The sequence below is a fragment of the Buchnera aphidicola (Tuberolachnus salignus) genome, from assembly GCF_900016785.1.
Lineage (GTDB): Bacteria > Pseudomonadota > Gammaproteobacteria > Enterobacterales > Enterobacteriaceae > Buchnera_F > Buchnera_F aphidicola_M.
The window spans coordinates 272,601-296,459 of sequence record NZ_LN890285.1 but is presented as its reverse complement, the minus strand read 5'-3'; the positions used below and the strand labels follow the sequence as shown (position 1 = coordinate 296,459).

At 21.8% G+C, this 23,859-nt stretch carries 23 protein-coding genes, 1 tRNA gene and 1 pseudogene; 15 read left to right on the top strand and 10 right to left on the bottom strand.

Annotated features, from left to right (window positions below; all coding sequences use genetic code 11):
* The first annotated feature begins 205 nt into the window (after positions 1 to 205).
* Positions 206 to 1,648, top strand: coding sequence for a metalloprotease TldD (gene tldD, locus BTSPAZIEG_RS01360; protein ID WP_075472727.1), 1,443 nt, complete (start codon positions 206 to 208; stop codon positions 1,646 to 1,648).
* A gap of 94 nt (positions 1,649 to 1,742) precedes the next feature.
* Here tldD and rplS read toward each other — a convergent pair whose 3' ends face one another.
* The 6 genes from rplS to BTSPAZIEG_RS01330 form a co-directional block, all read right to left on the bottom strand.
* On the bottom strand, positions 1,743 to 2,090 hold the full coding sequence (gene rplS, locus BTSPAZIEG_RS01355) for a 50S ribosomal protein L19 (protein WP_075472725.1): 348 nt from the start codon (positions 2,088 to 2,090) through the stop codon (positions 1,743 to 1,745).
* On the bottom strand, positions 2,087 to 2,836 hold the full coding sequence (gene trmD / locus BTSPAZIEG_RS01350) for a tRNA (guanosine(37)-N1)-methyltransferase TrmD (protein ID WP_075472723.1): 750 nt from the start codon (positions 2,834 to 2,836) through the stop codon (positions 2,087 to 2,089). The genes rplS and trmD overlap by 4 nt, the downstream gene beginning before the upstream one ends.
* Positions 2,837 to 2,861: 25 nt before the next feature.
* The gene (gene rimM, locus BTSPAZIEG_RS01345; RefSeq protein ID WP_075472721.1) at positions 2,862 to 3,383 is read right to left on the bottom strand and encodes a ribosome maturation factor RimM; all 522 of its coding nucleotides are present in this window, start codon (positions 3,381 to 3,383) and stop codon (positions 2,862 to 2,864) included.
* Between the two features lie 6 nt (positions 3,384 to 3,389).
* Entirely contained in the window at positions 3,390 to 3,626 is a 237-nt protein-coding gene (gene rpsP / locus BTSPAZIEG_RS01340; RefSeq protein WP_075472719.1) for a 30S ribosomal protein S16, read from the bottom strand.
* A 62-nt stretch (positions 3,627 to 3,688) separates the two neighbouring features.
* Complete coding sequence (ffh, locus tag BTSPAZIEG_RS01335) at positions 3,689 to 5,029, bottom strand: signal recognition particle protein (protein ID WP_075472717.1); 1,341 nt, start codon at positions 5,027 to 5,029, stop codon at positions 3,689 to 3,691.
* 135 nt (positions 5,030 to 5,164) lie between these two features.
* Positions 5,165 to 6,283 (bottom strand): prephenate dehydratase domain-containing protein, encoded by a 1,119-nt coding sequence (locus tag BTSPAZIEG_RS01330; RefSeq protein ID WP_075472714.1) that lies wholly within the window; start codon positions 6,281 to 6,283, stop codon positions 5,165 to 5,167.
* 235 nt (positions 6,284 to 6,518) lie between these two features.
* Between BTSPAZIEG_RS01330 and rplM the strand changes: the two genes are divergently transcribed.
* Positions 6,519 to 6,947, top strand: coding sequence for a 50S ribosomal protein L13 (rplM, locus tag BTSPAZIEG_RS01325; RefSeq protein ID WP_075472711.1), 429 nt, complete (start codon positions 6,519 to 6,521; stop codon positions 6,945 to 6,947).
* A 23-nt stretch (positions 6,948 to 6,970) separates the two neighbouring features.
* The gene (gene rpsI / locus BTSPAZIEG_RS01320; protein WP_075472708.1) at positions 6,971 to 7,363 is read left to right on the top strand and encodes a 30S ribosomal protein S9; all 393 of its coding nucleotides are present in this window, start codon (positions 6,971 to 6,973) and stop codon (positions 7,361 to 7,363) included.
* 120 nt (positions 7,364 to 7,483) lie between these two features.
* Here the strand turns inward: rpsI and cgtA are convergent, their stop codons facing one another.
* From cgtA to BTSPAZIEG_RS01300, 4 genes are all read right to left on the bottom strand, one after another.
* Positions 7,484 to 8,500, bottom strand: a complete 1,017-nt coding sequence (gene cgtA, locus BTSPAZIEG_RS01315) for an Obg family GTPase CgtA (protein WP_075472706.1) — start codon at positions 8,498 to 8,500, stop codon at positions 7,484 to 7,486.
* A 90-nt stretch (positions 8,501 to 8,590) separates the two neighbouring features.
* Complete coding sequence (gene rpmA / locus BTSPAZIEG_RS01310; RefSeq protein ID WP_075472704.1) at positions 8,591 to 8,842, bottom strand: 50S ribosomal protein L27; 252 nt, start codon at positions 8,840 to 8,842, stop codon at positions 8,591 to 8,593.
* 15 nt (positions 8,843 to 8,857) lie between these two features.
* Positions 8,858 to 9,175, bottom strand: coding sequence for a 50S ribosomal protein L21 (gene rplU, locus BTSPAZIEG_RS01305; RefSeq protein WP_075472702.1), 318 nt, complete (start codon positions 9,173 to 9,175; stop codon positions 8,858 to 8,860).
* Positions 9,176 to 9,287: 112 nt separating this feature from the next.
* The gene (locus tag BTSPAZIEG_RS01300; RefSeq protein ID WP_075472700.1) at positions 9,288 to 9,542 is read right to left on the bottom strand and encodes a hypothetical protein; all 255 of its coding nucleotides are present in this window, start codon (positions 9,540 to 9,542) and stop codon (positions 9,288 to 9,290) included.
* Between the two features lie 205 nt (positions 9,543 to 9,747).
* Here BTSPAZIEG_RS01300 and greA point away from each other — a divergent pair, with 205 nt between their 5' ends.
* The 12 genes and pseudogenes from greA to BTSPAZIEG_RS01245 all read left to right on the top strand — a co-directional run bounded on the left by greA (position 9,748) and on the right by BTSPAZIEG_RS01245 (position 23,800).
* Complete coding sequence (gene greA / locus BTSPAZIEG_RS01295) at positions 9,748 to 10,230, top strand: transcription elongation factor GreA (RefSeq protein WP_172793700.1); 483 nt, start codon at positions 9,748 to 9,750, stop codon at positions 10,228 to 10,230.
* 120 nt (positions 10,231 to 10,350) lie between these two features.
* Positions 10,351 to 10,980 carry an RlmE family RNA methyltransferase gene (locus BTSPAZIEG_RS01290; RefSeq protein WP_075472698.1) on the top strand — a complete coding sequence of 210 codons (630 nt, stop codon included), beginning with the start codon at positions 10,351 to 10,353 and terminating at the stop codon, positions 10,978 to 10,980.
* A 41-nt stretch (positions 10,981 to 11,021) separates the two neighbouring features.
* On the top strand, positions 11,022 to 12,851 hold the full coding sequence (gene ftsH / locus BTSPAZIEG_RS01285; protein ID WP_082252444.1) for an ATP-dependent zinc metalloprotease FtsH: 1,830 nt from the start codon (positions 11,022 to 11,024) through the stop codon (positions 12,849 to 12,851).
* A 235-nt stretch (positions 12,852 to 13,086) separates the two neighbouring features.
* The gene (secG, locus tag BTSPAZIEG_RS01280; RefSeq protein ID WP_075472694.1) at positions 13,087 to 13,320 is read left to right on the top strand and encodes a preprotein translocase subunit SecG; all 234 of its coding nucleotides are present in this window, start codon (positions 13,087 to 13,089) and stop codon (positions 13,318 to 13,320) included.
* Between the two features lie 151 nt (positions 13,321 to 13,471).
* A tRNA-Leu gene (locus BTSPAZIEG_RS02135) sits at positions 13,472 to 13,562 on the top strand.
* A gap of 258 nt (positions 13,563 to 13,820) precedes the next feature.
* Positions 13,821 to 15,074, top strand: a pseudogene (gene nusA / locus BTSPAZIEG_RS01275) (transcription termination factor NusA); the annotation flags it as partial.
* Between the two features lie 483 nt (positions 15,075 to 15,557).
* Complete coding sequence (gene infB, locus BTSPAZIEG_RS01270) at positions 15,558 to 17,627, top strand: translation initiation factor IF-2 (protein ID WP_231937938.1); 2,070 nt, start codon at positions 15,558 to 15,560, stop codon at positions 17,625 to 17,627.
* Positions 17,628 to 17,708: 81 nt separating this feature from the next.
* Positions 17,709 to 18,059, top strand: a complete 351-nt coding sequence (gene rbfA / locus BTSPAZIEG_RS01265) for a 30S ribosome-binding factor RbfA (protein ID WP_075472690.1) — start codon at positions 17,709 to 17,711, stop codon at positions 18,057 to 18,059.
* Positions 18,060 to 18,104: 45 nt separating this feature from the next.
* A complete protein-coding gene (truB, locus tag BTSPAZIEG_RS01260; protein WP_075472688.1) occupies positions 18,105 to 19,046 on the top strand; it encodes a tRNA pseudouridine(55) synthase TruB in 942 nt (313 codons plus the stop codon).
* Positions 19,047 to 19,138: 92 nt separating this feature from the next.
* Positions 19,139 to 19,369, top strand: a complete 231-nt coding sequence (gene rpsO, locus BTSPAZIEG_RS01255; protein WP_075472686.1) for a 30S ribosomal protein S15 — start codon at positions 19,139 to 19,141, stop codon at positions 19,367 to 19,369.
* Between the two features lie 258 nt (positions 19,370 to 19,627).
* Positions 19,628 to 21,712, top strand: coding sequence for a polyribonucleotide nucleotidyltransferase (gene pnp / locus BTSPAZIEG_RS01250; RefSeq protein ID WP_075472684.1), 2,085 nt, complete (start codon positions 19,628 to 19,630; stop codon positions 21,710 to 21,712).
* Positions 21,713 to 22,024: 312 nt separating this feature from the next.
* Positions 22,025 to 23,800 carry a DEAD/DEAH box helicase gene (locus BTSPAZIEG_RS01245; protein WP_075472682.1) on the top strand — a complete coding sequence of 592 codons (1,776 nt, stop codon included), beginning with the start codon at positions 22,025 to 22,027 and terminating at the stop codon, positions 23,798 to 23,800.
* Positions 23,801 to 23,859 lie beyond the last annotated feature (59 nt).

Sequence of the window (23,859 nt, the reverse complement as noted above, 5' to 3'; positions counted from 1 at the left end):
AATTTTTTATAATCTTTAATTTTTATAAAATAATATTTTGAACATCTTAATTAAATAAAAAATTTTTTGTTTATTTAATAAAATAAATTATAATAGAATTAATAAAGTTAAGCTATATAAAATATTTTTTATTGTTAAAAATTGATTGATTTTTATGTTTTTTTTATAAAAAGTAATTTTATATTTTTTTAAGAGAAAAATATTTATGTTGGATAATGTAAAAAATATATTTTTAACAGAAAATAAACTTCATTCGAAAGATATTTTTAACATTTTAGATACTATATTATTTAAAAAATTTAATTTTGGTGATATTTATTTTCAATTTAAAGAAATAGAATTTTTTTTATTAGAGAATAAAATTATTAAACAAAGTGGATTTTATCAAGATTCTGGGTTTGGAATACGTGTGATTCATCATAATATGACTGGTTTTTCTTATTCTACTAATATTAATTTAAAAAATTTATTAAAAATATTAAAAATGTCATTTTTTATTATTCCAGAAAAAATATATAAAAATTATCAAAAAATTAATAAAAAAATACCATTTGTTTCTTATTATTGTGCCGATAATCCATTAAAAAGTATTGATTTTTTAAAAAAAATTTATCTTTTACATAAAATTGATAAATTTTCTAGAAAACAAGATCATCGGATTATAGATGTAATTATTAATTTAACTAGTGAATTTGAAAAATTTTTAATTGGTTCTACAGATTCTTCTCATTTATTAGGTGATATACGTCCATTAGTACATTTATCAATTACTATAATAGTTGAATCGAATGGAAAGCGAGAAAAAGGTTCATATGGAGGGGGAAGTCGTTCTACAATAGAATATTTTTTAGAAAAAAATAAAAAAGGAGAAATTCGAAGTTTATATTGGGCTAAAAAGGCTATTCATCTTGCGGTTTTAGGATTATCTTCTAAAATATCTCCAGTAGGTACTTTTCCAGTAGTTTTAGGTTCTGGATGGCCGGGAATTTTATTACATGAAGCAGTTGGTCACGGTTTAGAAAGTGATTTTATACGTAAAAAAACTTCTGTATATACAAAAAAAATAAATAAAAAAATTGCGTCTTCATTATGCACTGTTATTGATAATGGTACATTAAAAAATTCTCGAGGTTCAATAAATATTGATGATGAAGGCACACCAAGTCAAAAAACTATTTTAATATCTAAAGGTATATTAAAAAATTTTTTATATGACAAATATAACGCTTTTTTAATGAATTCAGAAAGTACTGGAAACGGAAGAAGAGAATCATATGCGTTTTTACCTTTGCCTCGTATGACTAATACATATTTAACTTCTGGATTTTCTACTAAAACTGAAATGATTGAAAGTATAGATTTTGGAATTTATGCATCGAATTTCAATGGAGGGCAAGTTGATATTACTTCTGGAAATTTTGTGTTCTTTGCTTCTGAAGCATATTTAATTCAAAAAGGTAAAATTTGTTATTCTATTAAAGGTGCAATGTTTAGTGGTATTGGATCAAAAACAATGAAATTGATTTCAATGGTAGGATCTGATTTAAGAATGGATTCTGGTATTGGAACATGTGGTAAAGAAGGACAACAAATTCCAGTGTGTGTTGGTCAACCTACAATTAAAATTGAACAGATTACAGTTGGTTAAATAAAAACTTTTTAAATTAAATAAAAAATTTTTTGTGCAGTCAAAAAAATATTTTATGACTGCATCACTAAAAAATGAATAAATTATTTATTTTTTATTGAACGCGTTCTTTAATACGTGCTGATTTTCCAGTACGATGGCGTAAATAATATAATTTAGCTTTTTTAGCGTTTCCTTTTCGCAATACTTTAATAAGATTAATAGTCGGTGAATGAGTTTTGAATACTCTCTCTACTCCTTCACTATTTGAAATTTTTCTAATAGTAAATGAAGATTGTAATAAACGATTTCTTTTTGCAATAATTATTCCTTCAAAAGATTGTAATCTTTTTTTAGTTCCTTCAATAACCCATATTTGAACTTCTAAAGTATCTCCAGTTTTAAAAAAAGGAATATTTTTTTTCATATTTTTTTTTTCTAACATTTGTAAAATTTTTTTCATTTTTTAACCTTCATACAGTTTTTTATTTTATTCAGATATTTTAATTGTTTTAAGGTAAAATTTCTTTTTTTTAATAATTCTGGACGTTTTAAAAATGTTTTTTTTAATGATTTTTTGATTCTCCATTGTTTAATTTTTTTATGATTTCCAGATAATAAAATTTTAGGTACAGAGAAATTATTAATTTTTTCAGGGATTGTGTAATGTGGGTAATCTAATAAACCTTGCGAAAAAGATTCTTTAGTTAAAACAATATTTTTTAATAATACTCCTGGAATAGTTCGAGTAATAGCATCTATAAAAATCATAGCGGGTAATTCTCCTCCTGTTACAATATAATCCCCAATAGACCATTCTTCATGTATTTCATTTTTTATTAATCGTTCATCAATTCCTTCATATCGTCCACAAATAAAAATTAAATTTTTTTTTTTAAAAAAATAAGTAATTTTTTTTTGTTTAAATGTTTTTCCTTGTGGAGATAAATAAATAATAAAATTTTTTTTATGATTTGTTTTTTTAATAGCTTGTAAAGTGTTCCATAATGGTAAGAATAACATTACCATGCCAGGTCCACCTCCATATGTTTTATGATCTATTTTTTTATGTTTGTAAGGACTATAATTTCTTGGATTCCAAAAGGTAATTTGTATTTTTTTTTCTTTAATAGCTTTTTTTAAAATTCCATATTTTAAAAAAGAAGTAAACATATCAGGAAAAATTGTAATTATATGAAATTTTATCATTTTTTTTAAAAAAAATTTTGTAAAATTATATATGATTTGTCATATTTGCAATTATTTTTTTTTTAATAATATTAATAGACAATATATAATTAGGAAATATTAAAGGAAGAAATATTATATTATTAAATTTTTTTTTTGAATTTTTTTTGATAACTAAAATTTCATGAACTGAATTATCTAAAATTTTTTTTACAATACCTATTTTAATATTAAATGTATTATATACAGTACATTGAAGAAGATCGTTCCAATAAAATTCATGATTTTTTAAAATTGGTAAAATTTTTTTTTTGATAAATATTTTTTGATTTTTTAAAAATTCTATATGAGTTCTATCATTAATATTTTTTATTTTAATAATAAAATATTTTTTGTATTGTTTCCAATTTTTAATGTCTTTTTTAACATATTTAATTGAAAAATTTTTTAAATACCAAGGAAAATAATAAAAAATTTTTTTTGGTATAGTAGTATATGAAATTATTTGAATCCATCCCTTTATACCATATGGTTTTCCAAATTTTCCTATAATAATTGTATTGTTCATATAGTATTATTTTTTTTTTAATATTGTTTTAACTTTTTTAGACATTTTTGCTCCTATTTTTAGCCAATATTTAATTCTTTCTAAATTATAACTTGTTTGTTCTTCTTTTTTAGAAGTTATAGGATTAAAAAAACCTAATTTTTCAATAAATTTACCATTTCTTGAAGAACGAACATCTGATAATACTATTTGATAAAATGGTCTTTTTTTAGAACCATGACGCGCTAAACGAATTTTAATCATATTTTTTACCTATTAAAAAAATTATTGTTTAATTAGAATATTTTATATTTTTTTTAAAAATTTTAAAACATATTTGTAAAGTTTTTAAAAAGTGTATTAAAACCTTTTTTTTTTGCGGTTTTCATAAGGCGTTGAATGTTTTTAAATTGTTTTAGATAACTATTCATTTCTTGAATGGTAATCCCTGAACCTGAAGATATTCTAATTTTTCGAGAATAATTTAAAATTTTTGGAAATTCTTTTTCTATAGGAGTCATAGATAATATCATTGCTTCCATTTTTTTTAAAGTTTCTTCGTTAAAATTATACATGTTTTGATTTATCATTTGAGTGTTAAGAGGTAATTTATTTTTTAAAAATTCAATTCCTCCAATTTTTTTAATTTGTTTAATTTGTATCAAAAAATCATTTAAATTAAAATTTTTACCAGATTTTATTTTTTTTTCAATTTTTTGGATAGTAGATTTTTTTAAATTAATTTTTAAATCTTCAATTAATGATGATATATCACCCATACCTAAGATTCGTTTAATGATTCTATCAGGACAAAATATTTGTAAGTCTTGTATTTTTTCTCCAATTCCAATTAATTTTATAGGAATTTTAGTAGTATGTTGAATAGATAAAATTATTCCTCCTCGGTGATCACTATCTAATTTTGTTAATATAATTCCTGAGATTTTTAAAAAATTATTAAAATTTTTAATAGAATGAAGTGCATCTTGTCCGGTCATTGAATCCATAACAAAAAAAGTTTCTGTAGGTTTAATATAATTTTGTAAATTTTGTAATTCTTGCATCATCTTTTCATTATTATGTAATCGACCTGCTGTATCTATAATTAAAATATCATATAATTGTTTAATTGCATGTTTAATAGCTATTTTTACAATTTCTTGGGGTGTTTGGGATTTATAACTTTTAAGAAAATTAATATTAGATTTTTTACTTAAAATTTCTAATTGATCTATAGCAGCTGGTCGAATAGTATCTGTAGAAACGACTAAAATTTTTTTTTTAAATTTTTTAGTTATAAAATAAGCTAATTTAATTAAACTGGTCGTTTTTCCTGCTCCTTGTAAACCGACCATTAAAAATTTAACTGGTGGCTTTTCAAAAAAATTTATTTTTTTTTTAGGAGAATTAATTAAATTAACTAATTCTGTTTGTACAATTTTTATAAATTCTTGCCCAGGAGTTAAACTTTTGTTAATAATTTGTCCTATTGATTTTTTTTTTAAAATTTTAGTTAGATCATTGATAACAGATATAGAAACATCAGCTTCTAATAACGTATATTGTACTTTTTTTAAAGTTTTTTGAATATTTTTTTCTGTCAAACGTCCTTGTTGAGAAATATTTTGAAAAATTTTTGAAAATTTTTTACTTAAAGTTGTAAACATAAGAGTGTCTCAAATATTTTGAAAATTTATAACAAATGTTTTTTTAAAAGAATATTTTTTTGATATATTTAAAAATATATTTTTAAAATATTAAATTTTTTATATTTTAACCATTTTTTTTTAAAAAAGATTTTTTTAATAAAAATTTAGAATTTTAAAAGATTTAGTAATTTTTAAAATATCTTGAGATAATTTGAGAAGTTGAGTTTGAGTTTCATGTATTTGAATATCAATTAAAAAATTTTTTTTGCAATTTTTTTTTAATTCTATATATGACAAAATTTTTAAAATAGTACATTTTTGATTTAATAATATAGTATAAATTTTTTCAATTTTTTTTTGATAATCAAATAATTGAAATATAATAGAAATTTTAGTATTTTTTTGAAAAAAAAAATTTTTTTCAGTAGTTAGTAAAAAAAAACGAGTTATATTATTTTTTTTATTTGAAATGTTGTTAGATAACAATTTTAAATTATATAATTGACCACTATTTTCATTTCCTAAAACTGCAGAATTGAGATTTTTTTCTTGAAAAATTTTCTTCATGGCTTCTGTAGTACTATTAAAATAATATTTTTTCCAATGTGGAAAATTTTTTAGAAATTTTGAACATTGTAAAAATGGTTGATTATGGCTATAAATATTTTTAATTTTATAAAAGGGAATATTTTTGTAAGTTAATAAAGCATGTTTTATGGGTAGTTTAATTTCTTGAATAATATATAAAGTTTTTTTTTTTAAAATGTTATATACTTCAGGAATAATACCTGTAATAGTATTATTTATGGGTAATAAACAGAAAAATTTTTTTTCTTTGGTATTTATATTTTTTATTTCTTGAAAACTTTTTATAAAATCTGGAAAAAATTTAATTTTATTTTGTGTGTTTAAGATTTTATTAAAAGCAAGATGAGAATAAGATCCTTTAGGTCCTAAAAATTTACAAACATATTTTTTTTTATATTTAAAACTTTTTTGTAATTCTTTTTGAACAGATATTGAATTTTCGATAATTTTTAAAAATAAATTTTTAATAAAATTTGAATTTAAATTATATAAAATACCTTTTTTTTCCAAAAAATTTAATAATTTTTTTTCGCGTTGAATATCTTGAATTAATAAATTATTTTTAATTTTTTCAAATAGAATATTAATAGACAATATTTTTCTTTGAGATAACAGTTTTAAAATCTTATTATCTATATAATTAATTCCATTTCTATATAGTTTTAAAAAATTTTTGTTTTTCATATGAATACCTATTTAATATTTTTTTAAAATTTTAAAATTAATATTTTTTAAATTTTATACTAAAATTTTATTTTAATATATATTTTTAAAATAAATTAAAAGATTATATTTTTAAAAATTAAATTATATATTTTTTTAAAATATAAAAATTTTATAATAACATATTTTTTTTTTAAAAAAAAACTATAAAAATATTTTTTATTTTAAAATATTTTCTTATTTATGTGGAGTTTTTATGAAAAGTTATTGTGTCAAAAAAGACGTTATTTTAAAAAAATGGTATTATATTGATGCTACTAATAAAATTTTAGGTAGAATTTCTACAATAATAGCTAAATATCTAAAAGGAAAACATAAACCTGAATATACTCCAAATTTAGATATGGGAGATTATATTATTGTTTTAAATGCTTCGAAAATTTTAGTTAGTGGAAAAAAATTTCAGAATAAAGTGTATTATCATCATACTGGGCATGTAGGGGGTTTAAAAAAAATCACTTTTCAAGAAATGATTAATAAATTTCCAGAACGGATCATTAAAAAATCTGTAAAAGGTATGTTACCTAAAAATATTTTAGGTCGTTGTATGTTAAAAAAATTAAAGATTTTTTCAAAAAATATACATTGTCATCATTCTCAAAAACCTATTTTTTTAAATGTTTAGTGTTTTTATTAGGTATTTTAATTATGTCAGAAATATTAAATTATGGTACAGGTCGTCGTAAAAGTTCATCAGCACGTGTTTTTTTAAAAAAAGGAACAGGTAAAATTCTTATTAATAAATGTACGTTAAAAAGATATTTTAGTCGAACAACTTCTTGGATGATTGTACAACAACCTTTAGAATTAATTAATATGTTAAATTTTTTTGATTTTTACATTACTGTAAAAGGTGGAGGAATTTCTGGTCAAGCGGGTGCTATTAGACAAGGGATAACAAAAGCATTAATTAAATATGATATTACTTTCAGAAAAAATTTAAGAAATGCTGGTTTTGTAACTCGAGATTCTCGTCGTGTAGAAAGAAAAAAATTTGGTTTTCGAAAATCTCGTAAACGACCTCAATTTTCTAAACGTTAACAATTTTTTTATACCCGGAATATTTTTCCGGGTTTTGATTTTGTTTAAAAAAATAATATAAAAAATAAAAAACATTTTTATATATTTTTATGTTTTAAAAATATATAAAAATATATTAATTTATTTTGTTTTTTGTTTTTTTAAAAAATTTTTTAAATCTAAACATAGTTTTTTAATACCTATTCTTTTTTTAGCGGAAATATAATAACATTTTATGTTATTATATTTTTTTTCAATTTTTTCAGATATAGAAAAAAATTTTTCTTCATTTTTTAAAAGATCTATTTTGTTAAAAATAAACCAAATTTTTTTTTTTATTAAAATATTATTATATTTTTTTAATTCTCTATTAATTGTTTTTATATTTTTAAAAATTTCTTTTTGGTTTTCTAAACTAACATCTATAATATGTAATAAAATATTACATCTTTCTAAATGTTTCAAAAATTTATCACCTAATCCTATTCCTAAGGAAGCTCCTTTTATTAATCCAGGAATATCAGCTATAATAAAAGAATTTTTAGAATTAATTTTTACAAATCCTAAATGAGGATGTAACGTTGTAAAAGGATAGTTTTTAATTGGTGTTTTAGAATTTGAAATTGCTTGTACAAACGTAGATTTTCCAGAATTGGGTAATCCAACTGTTCCCACATCAGCAATCAAAATCAATTCTAATAAAATACTTTTAGTTTCACCTTTTTGTCCTGATGTGCATTTATAAGGTGTTCTATTAATAGAACTTTTAAAACAAGTGTTTCCTAACCCGGGATTACCTCCTTTTGCTAATAAAAATTTTTGTTTTTTTGAAATTAAATCTATTAAAATAATTTTAGTTTGAATATCAACAATTCGTGTACCTAAAGGAACTTTTAAAATTATATCTTGTCCTTTTTTTCCGGTGCAATTAGAACTAGATCCATTTTTTCCATGTTCAGCATAAAAATGTTTTTTAATACGATAATCAGTTAAAGTATTTAAGTTAGGAATGGCAATAATCCAAATATTTCCTCCAGCGCCTCCATTTCCTCCATCTGGACCTCCTTTAGGAATATATTTTTCTCGACGAAAACTAATGCAGCCATTTCCGCCATTTCCAGATGAAATATTAATAGTTACAGAATCTACAAATTTCATTGTAACATCTCATTTTTTTATAAAAATTTAAATATTATTTTAAGCAAGATTTTTAAAATAAAAAAATAAAAATAATTAAAAAATCAAAAATTAAATAATATGAATATATTTTTTTTTTAGCAATCCTTTTTTTTGAAATTTTATAGTTCCTGTCATCGTGGCAAATAATGTATGATCTTTTCCGCATTTTACATTTTTTCCAGGATGAAATTTTGTACCTCGTTGTCTGACAATAATATTACCAGCTTTAATAAATTCACCTCCATATTTTTTAATACCTAATCGTTTAGATTTAGAATCACGTCCATTTCGTGTTGATCCGCCTGCTTTTTTATGTGCCATAAATTAACCTTTTTTTTAATGTTGATAAAAGATTTCTTTAATAACTATTGTGGTATGTTTTTGACGATGTCCTTGTGTTTTTTGATAATGTTTACGACGTTTAAATTTTATAATTTTAATTTTTTTATCTTTTTGATGTTTTTTTATAATTCCAATAATATATGCATTTTTTAATGTAGGAGAACCAAAAAAAGTATTTTTTAAATTATTAATTAATAAAACATTTTTAAAAAAAATTTTTTTTCCAATTTTTTTATTTATTTTTTCAATACGTATAATTTGACCAATTTGTACTTTATATTGTTTGTTACGATCTTGTAAAATAGCGTACATAATTTCTCTCATTATAAAAATTTTTATATTTTTAAATTATATAATAATAAAATTTTTTTAGATATAATATTTTTTTTATGTTTTAAAAAATTTTTATTTTTTTATAAAATTTTTACATTTTTTTTTGAATTTTACTCCATTCTTTTAAAGTATATGCTTCAATACATATCGAATGAATATCATTATTTTCAAAATATTTCATTAATGGTGCATATATAATTTTTTGTCTTTGAACTTGTTTTAAATTTAAAAAAATTTGTCCAATTGCAATAATTTCAATGTTTTTTTCAAATCCTTTGATAATTATTTCTTTTAATAATAATTTATTTTTTAATATATTTTTGATTTCAGTATGTAAAAGTTTCATAAGTATTATAATGTTCTTGTTGATTTTATAAATAAATTTAAAAAATGCTAAAAATTAAAATATTTTTAAAAAAAATATAAAAATTAATAATACATATTTTTTTTATAAATTGATATGATATTTTTATTTTTTTATTATAATTGTATGATATTTTTTATATATGGAAAATTTAAAAATTATTTAAATGATTTTGTGAGGAAAATAGGTGATTAACAATATTCCTATGACATTAAAAGGTTTTTTAAAATTAAAAGAAGAATTATTTAATTTAAAATTTGTTAAACGAAAAAAAATTATTTTAGCAATTTCTGAAGCTAGAAAATTGGGGGATTTAAAAGAAAATGCTGAATATCATGCTGCACGAGAAGAACAATTTTTTTGTGAAGGTAGAATTTTAGAAATTGTTAATAAATTATCTAAAGCTTATGTAATTGATATTACAAAAATACCATATAGTGGTATTGTGATATTTGGAGTTACAATTACAATTTTACAAATATGTACGAAAAAAAAACATTCTTATAAAATAGTTGGAGATGATGAAGCAGATTTTAAAAATAATACAATTTCTATTTATTCTCCTTTAGCGCGCGGTTTAATACGTAAAAAAATTAATGAGATTGTTAAAATTAATACACCATCTGGAAAGATTGAATACAAAATTATAAAAATACAACATATTTTATAAAATATTTAATAGTTTTTTTTTAAAAAAATATATAAATTATAATATTTTTTAAAATTTTTAAATAATACATTCTTTAATAATAAAAAAAAATTATTAATTTCTAAATAAAATTTTAAAATTATGATATTAAAAAAATATAGTTTAAAATCAATGAATTGGTTTAAAAATTCTTTAAAAGATTCTTTTATTCGAAAAAGAAATAAGAACAATTTACGTTCTAGAGCGTGGTTTAAATTAGAAGAATTAGATAATTATTTAAAAATTTTTAAAAAAGGAATGAATATTGTAGATTTAGGGTCTTCACCTGGAAGTTGGTCTCAATATGCTCAAAAAAAAATTGGTTTAACTGGATCTATTATTGCATGTGACATTTTACCGATGAAAAAAATTTCAAATGTGATTTTTGTTTTAGGAGACATCAGTAATTTTTTAATTTTTGAAAAATTAGTTTCTTTATCGAAAAATAAAATTTGTAATGTTATTATGTCAGATATAGCTCCAAATATTAGTGGTATTTCAATTATCGATAATGAAAAATTTTTTTATTTATGTGATGTAGTATTAAATGTTGCATTTAAAATATTAGATAAAAATGGTATTTTAATTTTTAAATTGTTTCAAGGTGTTGGATTTAAAGAATATTTAAAAAAAATTTTTAAACATTTTGTTATCGTTAAAATTTTTAAACCTAATTCTTCGCGAGCTAATTCCCGTGAAGTATTTATTATTGCTTCTCAACGAAAAATTTAATTTTTTTTATTTTTTTCTAGATGTAATTGTGAGGTCTTCTTTTGAATGATACCGTAAAAAATTTAATGGTATGGTGTGTTTTAGCTTTATTTTTACTGTTTTGTTTTCATAATATAAATTTTTATGATTCAAAAATAGATGTAAATAATTATTCTACTTTTTTGTCTGAAGTACAAAACAATGAAATTAAAAAAGTACGTATTCAAGGAAAAAAAATTGAAGTTACTAAGAAAAATAATAATTCTTATGTAACATTTATTCCAATATATGATTCTAAATTGTTAAATACATTATTATTTAAAAAAGTAAAAATAATTGGAGTAATGAAAAAAAAACCTAATATGTTTTTTACTATTTTTATTTCTTGGTTTCCAATGTTTTTATTAATTTGTGTTTGGATATTTTTTATGTATAAAATGAAATTAGGAGGTGGAAAAGGCGTTTTATCTTTTGGAAAAAGTAAAGCAAAAATGTTATCTAAAAACAAAATAAAAACTACTTTTTTAGATGTGGCTGGATGTGATGAAGCAAAAGAAGAAGTGTCAGAATTAGTTGAATATTTAAAAGAACCTAAACGTTTTCAAAAATTAGGCGGAAAGATTCCGACTGGTGTTTTATTAATAGGACCTCCTGGAACAGGAAAAACATTATTAGCAAAAGCGATTGCAGGTGAAGCAAAAGTTCCATTTTTTACAATTTCTGGTTCTGATTTTGTAGAAATGTTTGTCGGAGTAGGAGCTTCTCGTGTTCGAGACATGTTTGAACATTCTCGTAAATTTGCTCCATGTATAATTTTTATTGATGAAATAGATGCAGTAGGGCGTCAAAGAGGCGCGGGATTAGGTGGTGGACATGATGAACGTGAACAGACTTTAAATCAAATGTTGGTAGAAATGGATGGTTTTGAAGGTAATGAAGGGGTGATTTTAATTGCTGCTACTAATCGTCCAGATGTTTTAGATCCTGCTTTGTTAAGACCTGGACGTTTTGATCGTCAAGTTGTTGTACCTTTGCCAGATATACGTGGACGTGAAGATATTTTAAAAATTCATATGAAAAAAATTCCTCTTTCTTTAGATGTTCAATATAAAATTTTGGCTCGTGGTACTCCTGGTTTTTCTGGAGCTGATTTAGCTAATTTAGTAAATGAAGCTGCTTTATTAGCTGCTCGTTTTAATAAAAAAGTAGTTTCTATGCATGAATTTGAAAAAGCTAAAGATAAAATGACAATGGGTGTTGAAAGAAATTCTTTAGTAATGACGGATAGTTTAAAAGAATCTACTGCATATCATGAAGCAGGTCATGTTATTATTGGTCAATTAGTTCCAGAACATGATCCTGTTCATAAAGTAACTATTATTCCAAGAGGGCAGGCATTAGGAGTAACTTTGTTTTTACCGAAAGAAGAAAATTTAAGTTATAGTCGTCAAAAATTAGAAAGTAAAATTTCTGCTTTATATGGTGGACGGTTAGCAGAAGAAATTATTTATGGTCCTGAAAAAATTTCTACTGGTGCTAGTAATGACATTAAAATGGCTACTAATTTAGCTAGAAATATGGTTACTAAATGGGGTTTTTCTGAAAAATTAGGTCCATTATTATATTTTGAAGAAGACAGTGAAATTTTTTTAGGAAGACCTGTTTCACAATCTAAAAATATTTCAGATGTAACGTCACATATTATAGATAAAGAAATTAAATTATTAATTGATATTAATTATGCGCGTGCGCGAAAAATTTTAGAAAAAAATTTAGATATTTTACATGCTATGAAAAATGCATTATTAAAATATGAAACAATAGATGCAAAACAAATACAAGAATTGATGTCAAGAAATGTTGTAAGTGATCCTGCAGGATGGAAAGATTAATTTTTTTTGTATAAAATTTTTAAAAAATTTTAATAAGTATATTTTTAAATAGATTAAATTTTTTATAATTAAATTTTTTGTCTATCTCATTTGTTATGAGATAGACAATTTATTTTATATAAAATATAATTTTTTAAAAGAATATATGAAATAAATATTTTAAATTTTTTAATGTATGTTTTTTTTAAAAAAAAATAATGTTATTTTTAAGATTATATAATGATAGGAAATAAATATGTTTTCGTGCATTTTATGGTTTTTTTTTCTTGTTTCTTTTTTTTTAATTTTTTTAATTATGGTGCAACCTACTGAAGGATCAGATTCAATTGCAAATGTATGGGAAACTTCTTCACCTTTTTTAAGTAAAATTATAACTGAAAAACATATTGTAAAAATTACAATTATGTGTGCAATATTATTTTTTATTTTATGTATTGTATTATGTAATTTAAATTACATAAAAAAATAATATTAAAAAATATATTTTTTAAAAAATGTTTTTTATGTCAGTCTATTATAAGATATAATAAATTATGTTTTTATCATAAAAATAAAAAATTTTTTAATAATTTTAAAATTATTTATTCGTTAATATTTTAATGTAAGTAAAGAGAAAATATACTGAAGTGGTGAAATTGGTAAACACACTATCTTGAGGGGATAGCGTTTGTAAAAATATCAAACATACGGGTTCGAGTCCCGTCTTCAGTAATTTTGTTTATATTTAATATATACAAAATCAAAAATTTTTATAAAATATGATGTATTTTTTAAAAACAAATATAATTTTTAAAAAGATTTTTTTTTATAAAAAAAATATAATATTTATTTATTTTGAAAATTTTTTTATATGTTATATTTTTTATAGTATTTTATTTTTAAAAAAATTAGTTTAAACATATATAAAAAATATATGTAAATTATTATTGTTTTTTTTAGAATACACAGTCTGGATTAAGGATAATAATAATGAAAAAAGAAATTTTGACTGTAGTTGAATTAGTTGCTAATGAAAAATCTCTTCCAAGAGAAAAAATTTTTGATGCTTTAGAGAGTGCATTAGCAACAGCAACAAAAAAAAAATATGATAAGGATATTGAAATTAGGGTTCATATTAATAGAAAAAATGGTACTTTTAAAACTTATCGTCGTTGGTTAGTAGTATATGATGTTTTATATCCGATGAAAGAAATTACATTAGAAGCAGCAAAATTTGATAATAAATACATTCAAATTAATGAATATATAGAAGATTGTATTTCTTCGGTTAAATTTGATCGAGTAGCTACACAAACTGCTAAACAAGTTATTGTACAAAAAGTGAGAGAAGCTGAAAGAATAATGATTATGGAAAAATTTAAAAAAAAAAAGGGATGTATTATTATTGGTATTGTGAAAAAAATTAATCGAGATTATGTTTTGTTAGATTTGGGAAAAAATATTGATGGTATTATTTTAAAAGAAGAAATGTTACCTAGAGAAAATTTTAGATTAGGTGATCGTGTAAGAGGTGTATTATATGAAATTCGATCTGAAATATGGAAATCTCAACTTTTTATTAGTAGATCCAAGATAGAAATGCTTATTGAATTGTTTCGTCTAGAAGTACCAGAAATTAATGATTCTTTAATTATTATTAAATCTGTTGCACGAGATCCGGGTTCTCGTTCAAAAATTGCTGTTCAAACTACAGATAAAAATATTGATCCTGTAGGAGCTTGTGTTGGAATGAGAGGGGCTCGAGTTCAAGCTATTTCAAATGAATTGTGTGGTGAACGTATTGATGTTATTTTATGGGATAAAGATTTATCTAAATTTATTATAAATTCTATGCTACCTGCAGAAGTTACATCGATCATATTTGATAATAAGAAACATATTGTTAATATTGCTGTAGAGATTTTAAATTTAGCACAAGCAATTGGAAGAAATGGACAAAATGTAAGATTAGCTTCTCAATTAACGGGATGGGAATTAAATGTAATGACTATAGAAGAATTAAAAAAAATAATAAAAAAAAAAAAAACTTTTATTTATAATTTTCAAAAAATTTTAAAAATAGATTCTATTATATTTAAAATTTTAAAAAAATTAAATATTGATTCTTTTCAAAAATTATCAAAAATTGATATAAAAAAATTTTCAATATTATCAGGACTTTCAAAAAATATTTTAGAAAAATTATGTTTAAAATCACAAAATTTTTTATTAAAAAATAATAAATAAATTTTTTAAAAATATATTTCATAATAAATTTAAAATTAATTAAAAAAATTTTATTTTTTAAATAAAGAATTTGATATAAAAATTAAATATTTTAAAAACATTTTTAAAATAAATATAAAAATAAATAATAATTTTTTTATAAAGTTTGATAATGTTTATTTATTTTATAAAAATTTATAATAGTATTAATAAAACATAATATCATGTTATTTATTTAAATGTAAAAAAATAAATAATTACATAAATTAAAATTTATTTAAAAAAAATATTTTAAAGATAATTTTCAAAAAATTTTAAAAAAATTAATTTAATTAAAATTATTTAATAATAACATAAAATTATAATTTTTTACAAATTATATTTTTTAAATATATTATAATTTCTTTTTTTAAAAAAAATAATTCATTAAAAATAATAAAAATACAATATTATAATTCAAAAAATTTTTTTAAAAAATATTGTTTATATTAAGGAGATTATGTGGCGTTAAAAGATAAAATGTCTAATAGCATAAAAAATATTAAAGAAAAAAAAAAAAAAAAATCTAAAAATAAAAAAGATTTTTTAAAAAATAAAACTATTATTACTAAAATTTCCCATGTAAAAGAAAAAAATAATGATATAAAAAGACGAAATTCGATAAAAAATTTAAAAAATTTAAAATTTCGTAAATATCATAAAAAAAATGATAAAAAATATTTAGTAAAAGAAGATTTAAAACTTTTTTATGCTCGAAAAAATTCTAAAAAAAATATATTACTAAATTCTTCTTTACGACAAAAGTTTAAAAAACCAAAAAAAAATATTTATAAAACTATACATATAGGTTTTTTGATTACAATTTCTGAATTAGCAAATCGAATGTCCGTAAAAAAAAATAAAGTAGTAGAAATTATAACTCAATTAGAATTAAATAATATTTCAAATGATATTTTAGATCAAGAAACAGCTCAATTAATTTCGGAAGAAATGGGATATAAAGTTATTTTACATTTAGATAATAAAACAGAATTTTTATTATTAAAAAATCGTAATATAAATCATATTCAGAAAATTTTACCAAGAGCGCCAATTGTAACAATTATGGGTCATGTTGATCATGGAAAAACTTCTTTATTAGATAAAATTTGTTCTACTAAAGTAGTTAATCAAGAATTTGGAGGTATTACTCAACATATTGGAGCTTATTCTGTATTTACAAAAAATGGTAAAATAATTTTTATTGATACTCCCGGACATTCCGCATTTACAGCTATGAGAGCTAGAGGAGCTCAAATTACAGATATAATTATATTAGTCATCGCAGTTGATGATGGTGTTATGCCTCAAACTATAGAAGCTATTAAACATGCTTTTTTAGCAAAAGTTCCGATTATAGTTGCAATTAATAAAATCGATAAATCAGAAAATAATATTAATCATATTAAAAAAGATTTACTTAAATATGAAATAATTTCAGAAGATTTTGGTGGTGAAACTATGTTCATTCCAGTTTCAGCTAAAACTGGAAAAGGATTAAAAAATTTATTACAAGCAATATTATTACAAGCAGAAATGTTAGAGTTAAAATCTGATTATGAAGGTATGGCTACTGGTGTAGTAATTGAATCTTTTTTAGATAAAGGTTATGGACCGACTGTATCTATAATTATTTTAGAGGGTTGTTTAAAAAAAGGTGATGTTTGTATTTGTGGAATGGAATATGGAAAAATTAGAGTAATACATAATGAAAATCGACAAGAAATTACTAAAGCTAGTCCTTCTATGCCAGTTTTAATTTATGGACTATCTGGATTACCTCGAACTGGGGAAAAATTAATTGTTGTAAAAAATGAAAAAAAAGCTCGTGAAGTTTCTATCTATAGAAAATTTAAATTACGTGAAAAAGAATTTTTAAGCAAAAAACAAAAAAACATTGAGAATTTATTTCAAAATTTGAAAAAAGATACTAATAAAATCTTAAATATTGTTTTAAAAGCAGATACATATGGTTCTTTAGAAGCAATTTTAGATTCTATCTCTAATCTTACTCATACCGCTTTTGAAGTAAATATTTTATCTTCAGGAATTGGGGCAATTACAGAAACTGATGTTTCTTTAAGTATAAATACTCGTTCTATTTTAATTGGATTTAATGTCCGAGCTGATTTAACAGCAAAGAGAATAATTGAAATTGAAAAATTAGATTTAAGATATTATTCAATTATTTACAATTTATTAGATGATATAAAATTATGTTTAAAAGGATTATCTACACCAATTAAAAAACAAGAAATTATTGGACTAGCTGAAGTGCGTAGTATTTTTAAATCTCCTAAATTTGGATTAATAGCTGGTTGTATTGTTATTAATGGTTTAATAAAAAAAACAAATCCAATACGAATTTTAAGAAATAATGTAGTAATTTATGAAGGTGTTTTAGAATCTTTACGACGTTTTAAAGAAGATGTATTAGAAGTAAGAACAAATATTGAATGTGGTATAGGAATTAAAAATTATCATTCAATACAAATTGGAGATCAAATTGAAGTATTTAAAATTTTGTCTTAAATTTTTTTTCAAAAATATATAAAAAATTTGTTATTTTTCAGAAAATTTATTTTTTATATATATCTTTGTATAGGTTATGTTATGTTAAAAAATTTTAATCGTGCGGAACGATTAGGTCATTGTTTTCAAAAAGAATTATCTTATATATTATATCATAATATACATGATCCACGTTTGTTTCATAAAGGAACTATTACTAATGTTTCTGTATCACGTGATTTTAAATATGGAAAAGTGTTTATTATTTTATGGTCTTTACAAAATAAAAAAAAAATTTCTCAATATTTAAAAATCTTACAAAATGCATCAGGTTTTATTAGTTTTCTTTTAGGTAAAAGAATTTCATTACGTATTTTACCAAAATTATTTTTTTTTCATGATTCATCTTTTTTAGAAGGCGAAAAAATTTCTTTAATATTGAAAAAAAAATAAAAAAATATTTTATTTGAAAATTTTTTAAATAAAAAAGGTTTTTTTATGAAATTTAATAAATATTCTAACATAGATGGATTATTATTATTAGATAAACCTAAAGGTTTGTCTTCTAATACAATTTTACAACATGTTAAGTCTATTTTTTCAGTTAAAAAAGCAGGACATATAGGATCTTTAGATCCTTTAGCTACTGGTATGTTACCTATATGTTTTGGAAGAGCTACAAAATTTTCAAAATATTTATTACATTCAAAAAAAAAATATCATGTAATTGCTCAACTTGGTGAAAACACTTCTACAGGTGATATTTCGGGAATTTGTACAAATAAAAAAAAAGTAAATATTAAATTAGAAAAAATTATACAAATTTTAAAAAAATTTCATGGTATTATACAACAAATTCCATCTATGTATTCTGCGATAAAATTTCAAGGTATTCCATTATATAAATATGCAAGAAAAGGTATTATTATTAATCGAAAAAAACGCATTTTAAAAATTTATAAAATTGTTTGTTTGCAATATTTATATGAATTTTTAGAATTAAAAATTATATGTTCTAAAGGTACATATATTCGAAGTTTGATAGAAGATATAGGAAAAAATTTGGGATGTGGTGCTCATGTAGTTTATTTGCGTCGTTTATCTGTTGGTCCTTATAACATTTCTAATTTAACAACTTTATCACAAATTTATATTAAAAAATATAATACAAAATTTCAAAAAATTTCCAATTTTTCTCAAAATATAAAAAAATATTTGTTACCTTTACATTCTTTAGTAACAGAATATCCAAAAATATATTTAAATGAAAAAGAAGTTTTTTTTTTTAAAAATGGAAAAATTATTTTTTTAAAAAAAAAAAAGGAAATAGGATTAGTTCAAGTATTACAAAAAAATACACAAGATTTTATAGGGATGGGAAAAATTAAAATTAATAATACTTTGATTGTTGATCGTGTATTATCTCACGTATTAATTTAAAAATATTTTTTAAAAAATAGATTTTTTTTAAAAAAAATTTTTTATTATATAATTAAACAAAATTTTTTAAAATATTAATAGGTTCTTTTATTATGAATAAAATTTTTAAAAATAAAAGTGGTACATCGAATTTTCAAATTTCTTTGTTAACTAAAAAAATTAATTTTTTACATTCTCATTTTATAACACATAAAAAAGATCATAGTAGTCGTAGAGGTCTTTTAAAAATGGTATCAATACGTCGAAAATTATTAAATTATTTAAAAAAAAAAGATTATTTAACTTATTCAAATTTAATAAAAAATTTAGGTTTGCGTTATTAAAAAAAATAAATCGAATTTTATAAAAATGAAAAATGTATTATTAATGTTTAAAAATATTTTTTCAGAAAAGAGCTATAAGCTCTTTTCGGAAATTTTTAAATATATTTTAAAAATATTGTGATGTATTTTTTCTTTTTATATAAATATATATTAATTATATATTTTTTATTCAAAATCATAATTTATTCCATATATTTTTAATTTTTTATAAAAAAATATATTTAAATAGTTATTTCATTTTGTTGAAAGGATCTAATTTTGCTAAACCCAATTACACATAAATTTTTATATGGTAAAAATATTATTACTTTAGAAACAGGAGTTATTGCACGTCAAGCAACAACATCTATTTTAGCAAGTATGGATGATACAACAGTTTTAGTTACAGTAGTTGGGAAAAAAATTAAACAAAATCATCAAAAATTTTTTCCTTTAACTATTAATTATCAAGAACGAACATATGCGGCAGGTCGTATACCAGGAGGTTTTTTCCGTCGAGAAGGGCGTCCAAGTGAAAATGAAATTTTAATCGCGCGTTTGATTGATAGACCATTACGTCCTTTGTTTCCCAAAGGTTTGTTATGTGAAATACAAATCATTATTACTTTAATTTCTTTAAATCCCGATATTAATCCTGACGTTATTTCTTTAATTGGAACTTCTGCTGCTTTAAACATTTCTGATTTTCCTTTTTTAGGACCGATTGGAGTAGCGCGTGTTGGATATATTAATAAAAAATTTGTTTTAAATCCTACAACAGAAAATATGAAAAATAGTGCTTTAGATTTAATTATATCTGGAACTAAAAAAACTATTTTAATGATAGAAGCAGAAGCTAAAATTTTAACTGAAGAAAAAATTTTGAAAGCAATTTCTTTTGGACATCAACAACAAAATTTATTATTAGATAATATAGTACAATTTTCAAAAAAAACATCTATAATAAAAAAAAATAATTATCTTTCTATTTTAAATTACAATTCTAAGTTATATAAATTTATGTTAAATTTTTTGAAAGATTCTATAAAAAAAGCTTATTTAATACATGTAAAATTAGATAGAGAAAAAAAATTACAAGAAATTAAAGAAAATTTAATAGAATATTGTAATTTAGAATTAGAAGATGTAAGCATTTATGAAATAGAAGAATATTTTTTTTTAATTGAAAGAAATATTTTTCGAAAAAAAATTTTAAAAGAGAATTGGAGAATAGATGGAAGAAATTTTGATATGGTGCGTTCTTTAAATGTAAAAACAGGATTATTATCACGAGTACATGGTTCTGCTTTATTTACACGCGGAGATACTCAAGCTTTAGTTTCAACTACGTTGGGAACTTCACGTGATGCACAAAATTTAGATGATCTTTTAGGAGATCGGATAGACAATTTTTTATTTCATTATAATTTTCCTCCTTATTCTGTAGGAGAAATTGGTATTGTAGGATCTCCAAAACGTCGTGAAATTGGTCATGGTAAATTAGCGAAACGGAGCTTATTAGCTGTTATGCCAAAAATAGATAATTTTCCATATACGATTAGAATCGTGTCTGAAATTACTGAATCTAATGGATCATCTTCGATGGCTTCTGTATGTGGTGCATCTTTGTCTTTAATGGATGCTGGAGTTCCGATAAAGTCATCAGTCGCGGGTATAGCAATGGGATTAATTAAAGAAAAAGAAAAATATGTTATTTTATCGGATATTTTAGGAGAAGAAGATTATTTTGGAGATATGGATTTAAAAGTAGCTGGAAATTATCAAGGAATAACTGCACTACAAATGGATGTAAAAATTACAGATTTTTCTATAAATATTTTAAAAAAAGTTTTATTACAAGCTAAAGAATCAAGATTTTTTATTTTGAATTTTATGGAAAAATCTATTCATATGCCGCGAAGAAATATTTCGAAATTTGCTCCTCGAATACATATTATTAAGATTAATCCCGAAAAAATTAAAGATGTTATAGGAAAAGGTGGGGCAGTTATTCGTATGTTAACAGAAGAAACTGGGACAGTTATAGAAATACAAGATGATGGCACTGTAAAAATTTCAGCAGCTATTGAATCTAAAGCAAAACATGCTATTCGACGTATTGAAGAAATTACAGCTGAAATTGAAATTGGAAAAATTTATTCTGGAAGAGTAATTCGAATTGTAGAATTTGGAGCTTTTGTATCTATTGGAACTGGAAAAGAAGGATTGGTACATATTTCTCAAATTGGTCATAAAAGAATAGAAAAAGTTACAGATTATTTAAGTTTAAACCAAAAGATTTCGGTAAAAGTTTTAGAAATTGATCGTAATGGACGTTTACGTTTAAGTATGAAAAGTGTGTAATAAATTTTTGATAATTTTTTTATTATAAAAATTATATGTTTTAAGTATTATGGAAATAATACTTAGAATAAATTCATCATGACTATCTTACTGACTTATTTTATTGTATAATATAATTTTAAATTATTTTTCAAGAATTTATATTTTTTTTTAAAAAAAAATTTATTGAAACTTTTTTAGATATTTTAATAATATCTTCTTAAAATTATTTAATTTTAGCCAGTTCAAACTCTATAATAAGAAAATATAAAATTTTTTTTTCTGAGTTATGCAGTAGACTGGCCATGGTTATCAAAGAGGCTCATAAACTTCATGACTCATACTTATCAAACTTTTTCTTCTTTTAATTTAAATAGCTATTTATTAGAAGCATTAAAAGATTTAGGGTTTTTAAAACCCTCTCCTATTCAATTAGCATGTATTCCTTTAATTTTAGAAGGAAAAGATGTATTAGGAATGGCACAAACAGGAAGTGGAAAAACTGCTGCATTTGCATTACCTTTTTTACATAATGTTATTATTAATAAAAAAGTACCTCAAATTCTAGTTTTAACACCAACTCGAGAATTAGCTGTACAAGTTTCTTTATCTTTTTTTGATTTAGCAAAATATTTAAAAGGAATTAAAGTATTAGCATTATATGGCGGACAACGATATGAAGTACAATTAAAGTCTTTAAAACAGGGTCCTCAAGTTGTCGTAGGAACTCCAGGTCGTTTGTTAGATCATTTAAAACGAGGAACTTTAAATTTATCGAATTTACATGGATTAGTGTTAGATGAAGCAGACGAAATGTTGCGTATGGGATTTATAGAAGATGTAGAAACTATTATGTCAAAAATACCTAAACAACATCAAACTGCTTTGTTTTCTGCTACAATGCCTAACGTAATACGTCGTATTTCTAGACGTTTTATGAAAAATCCGAAAGAAATAAAAATAAAATCAAATTTTACTACCCGACCAGATATTAAACAAAGTTATTGGTTAGTTCATGGTCGCAAAACAGATGCTTTAATTCGATTTTTAGAATCAGAAGATTTTTCAGCAACTATTATTTTTGTAAAAACTAAAAATGCTACTTTAGAAGTTTCTGAAGCATTAGAAAAAAATGGTTATAATAGTGCAGCATTAAATGGTGATATGAATCAAACTTTGAGAGAGCAAACATTAGAACGATTAAAAAATGGACGTTTAGATATTTTAATTGCTACTGATGTTGCTGCAAGAGGATTAGATGTAGATCGAATTAGTTTAGTTATTAATTATGATATTCCTATGGATGCAGAATCTTATGTACATCGTATTGGACGTACAGGTCGAGCAGGTCGAACTGGAAGTGCTTTATTATTTGTAGAATATCGTGAACGTCGTTTATTACGTAATATAGAACGTGTAGTTAAAATGAATATTCCTGAAGTTCAATTACCAAAAAGTGAAATTATTAGTCAAAGACGTTTACAAAAATTTTCAGAAAAATTGCAAATACAACTCAATAGTTCAAATTTAGAAGAATATCGTTTATTGTTACCTAAATTAAAAATTTCTAATACAGACAATTTTGAATTATTGGCTGCTGCTTTATTGAAAATGGCCCAAGGTGAACGTTTTTTAATTGTAAAACCTGACGAAAAAATTTCATATCCTATACGTTCAAAAAATTTGTCTCGCTCTAATGGAGATAGACGAAAGTTTTCTTACAAAAGAAAAGTTTTTTCGCATACATATAAAAATTCAAAACGCGAAAAACAGATAATGAATGTATATAAAATTTTTGTAGGAAGAAATGATGGCGTTGAAGTACGTCATATTGTTGGTGCTATTGCAAATGAAGGAGATATTAACAGTCGTTTTATTGGAAATATTCGATTATTTTCTGATTATTCTACAGTAGAATTACCAAAAAATTTTTCTTTAAACATTCTAAAAAAATTAGAAAAAACTCGTATTTTAAATAAATTAATTAATATTAAATTGTTACCTCATGTAAAACCTCAAGAATATCGTCGTCTTGTTCCAAAACGTATGAATATACGTTCTTCGAAATTTTTTGAAAAATCTAATACTTATATTCAGAAGAAAAAATAATTTTTTAAAATTTGTTAAATATTTTTTAATATTAAAAAATTTTTTTAATATAAAAATTT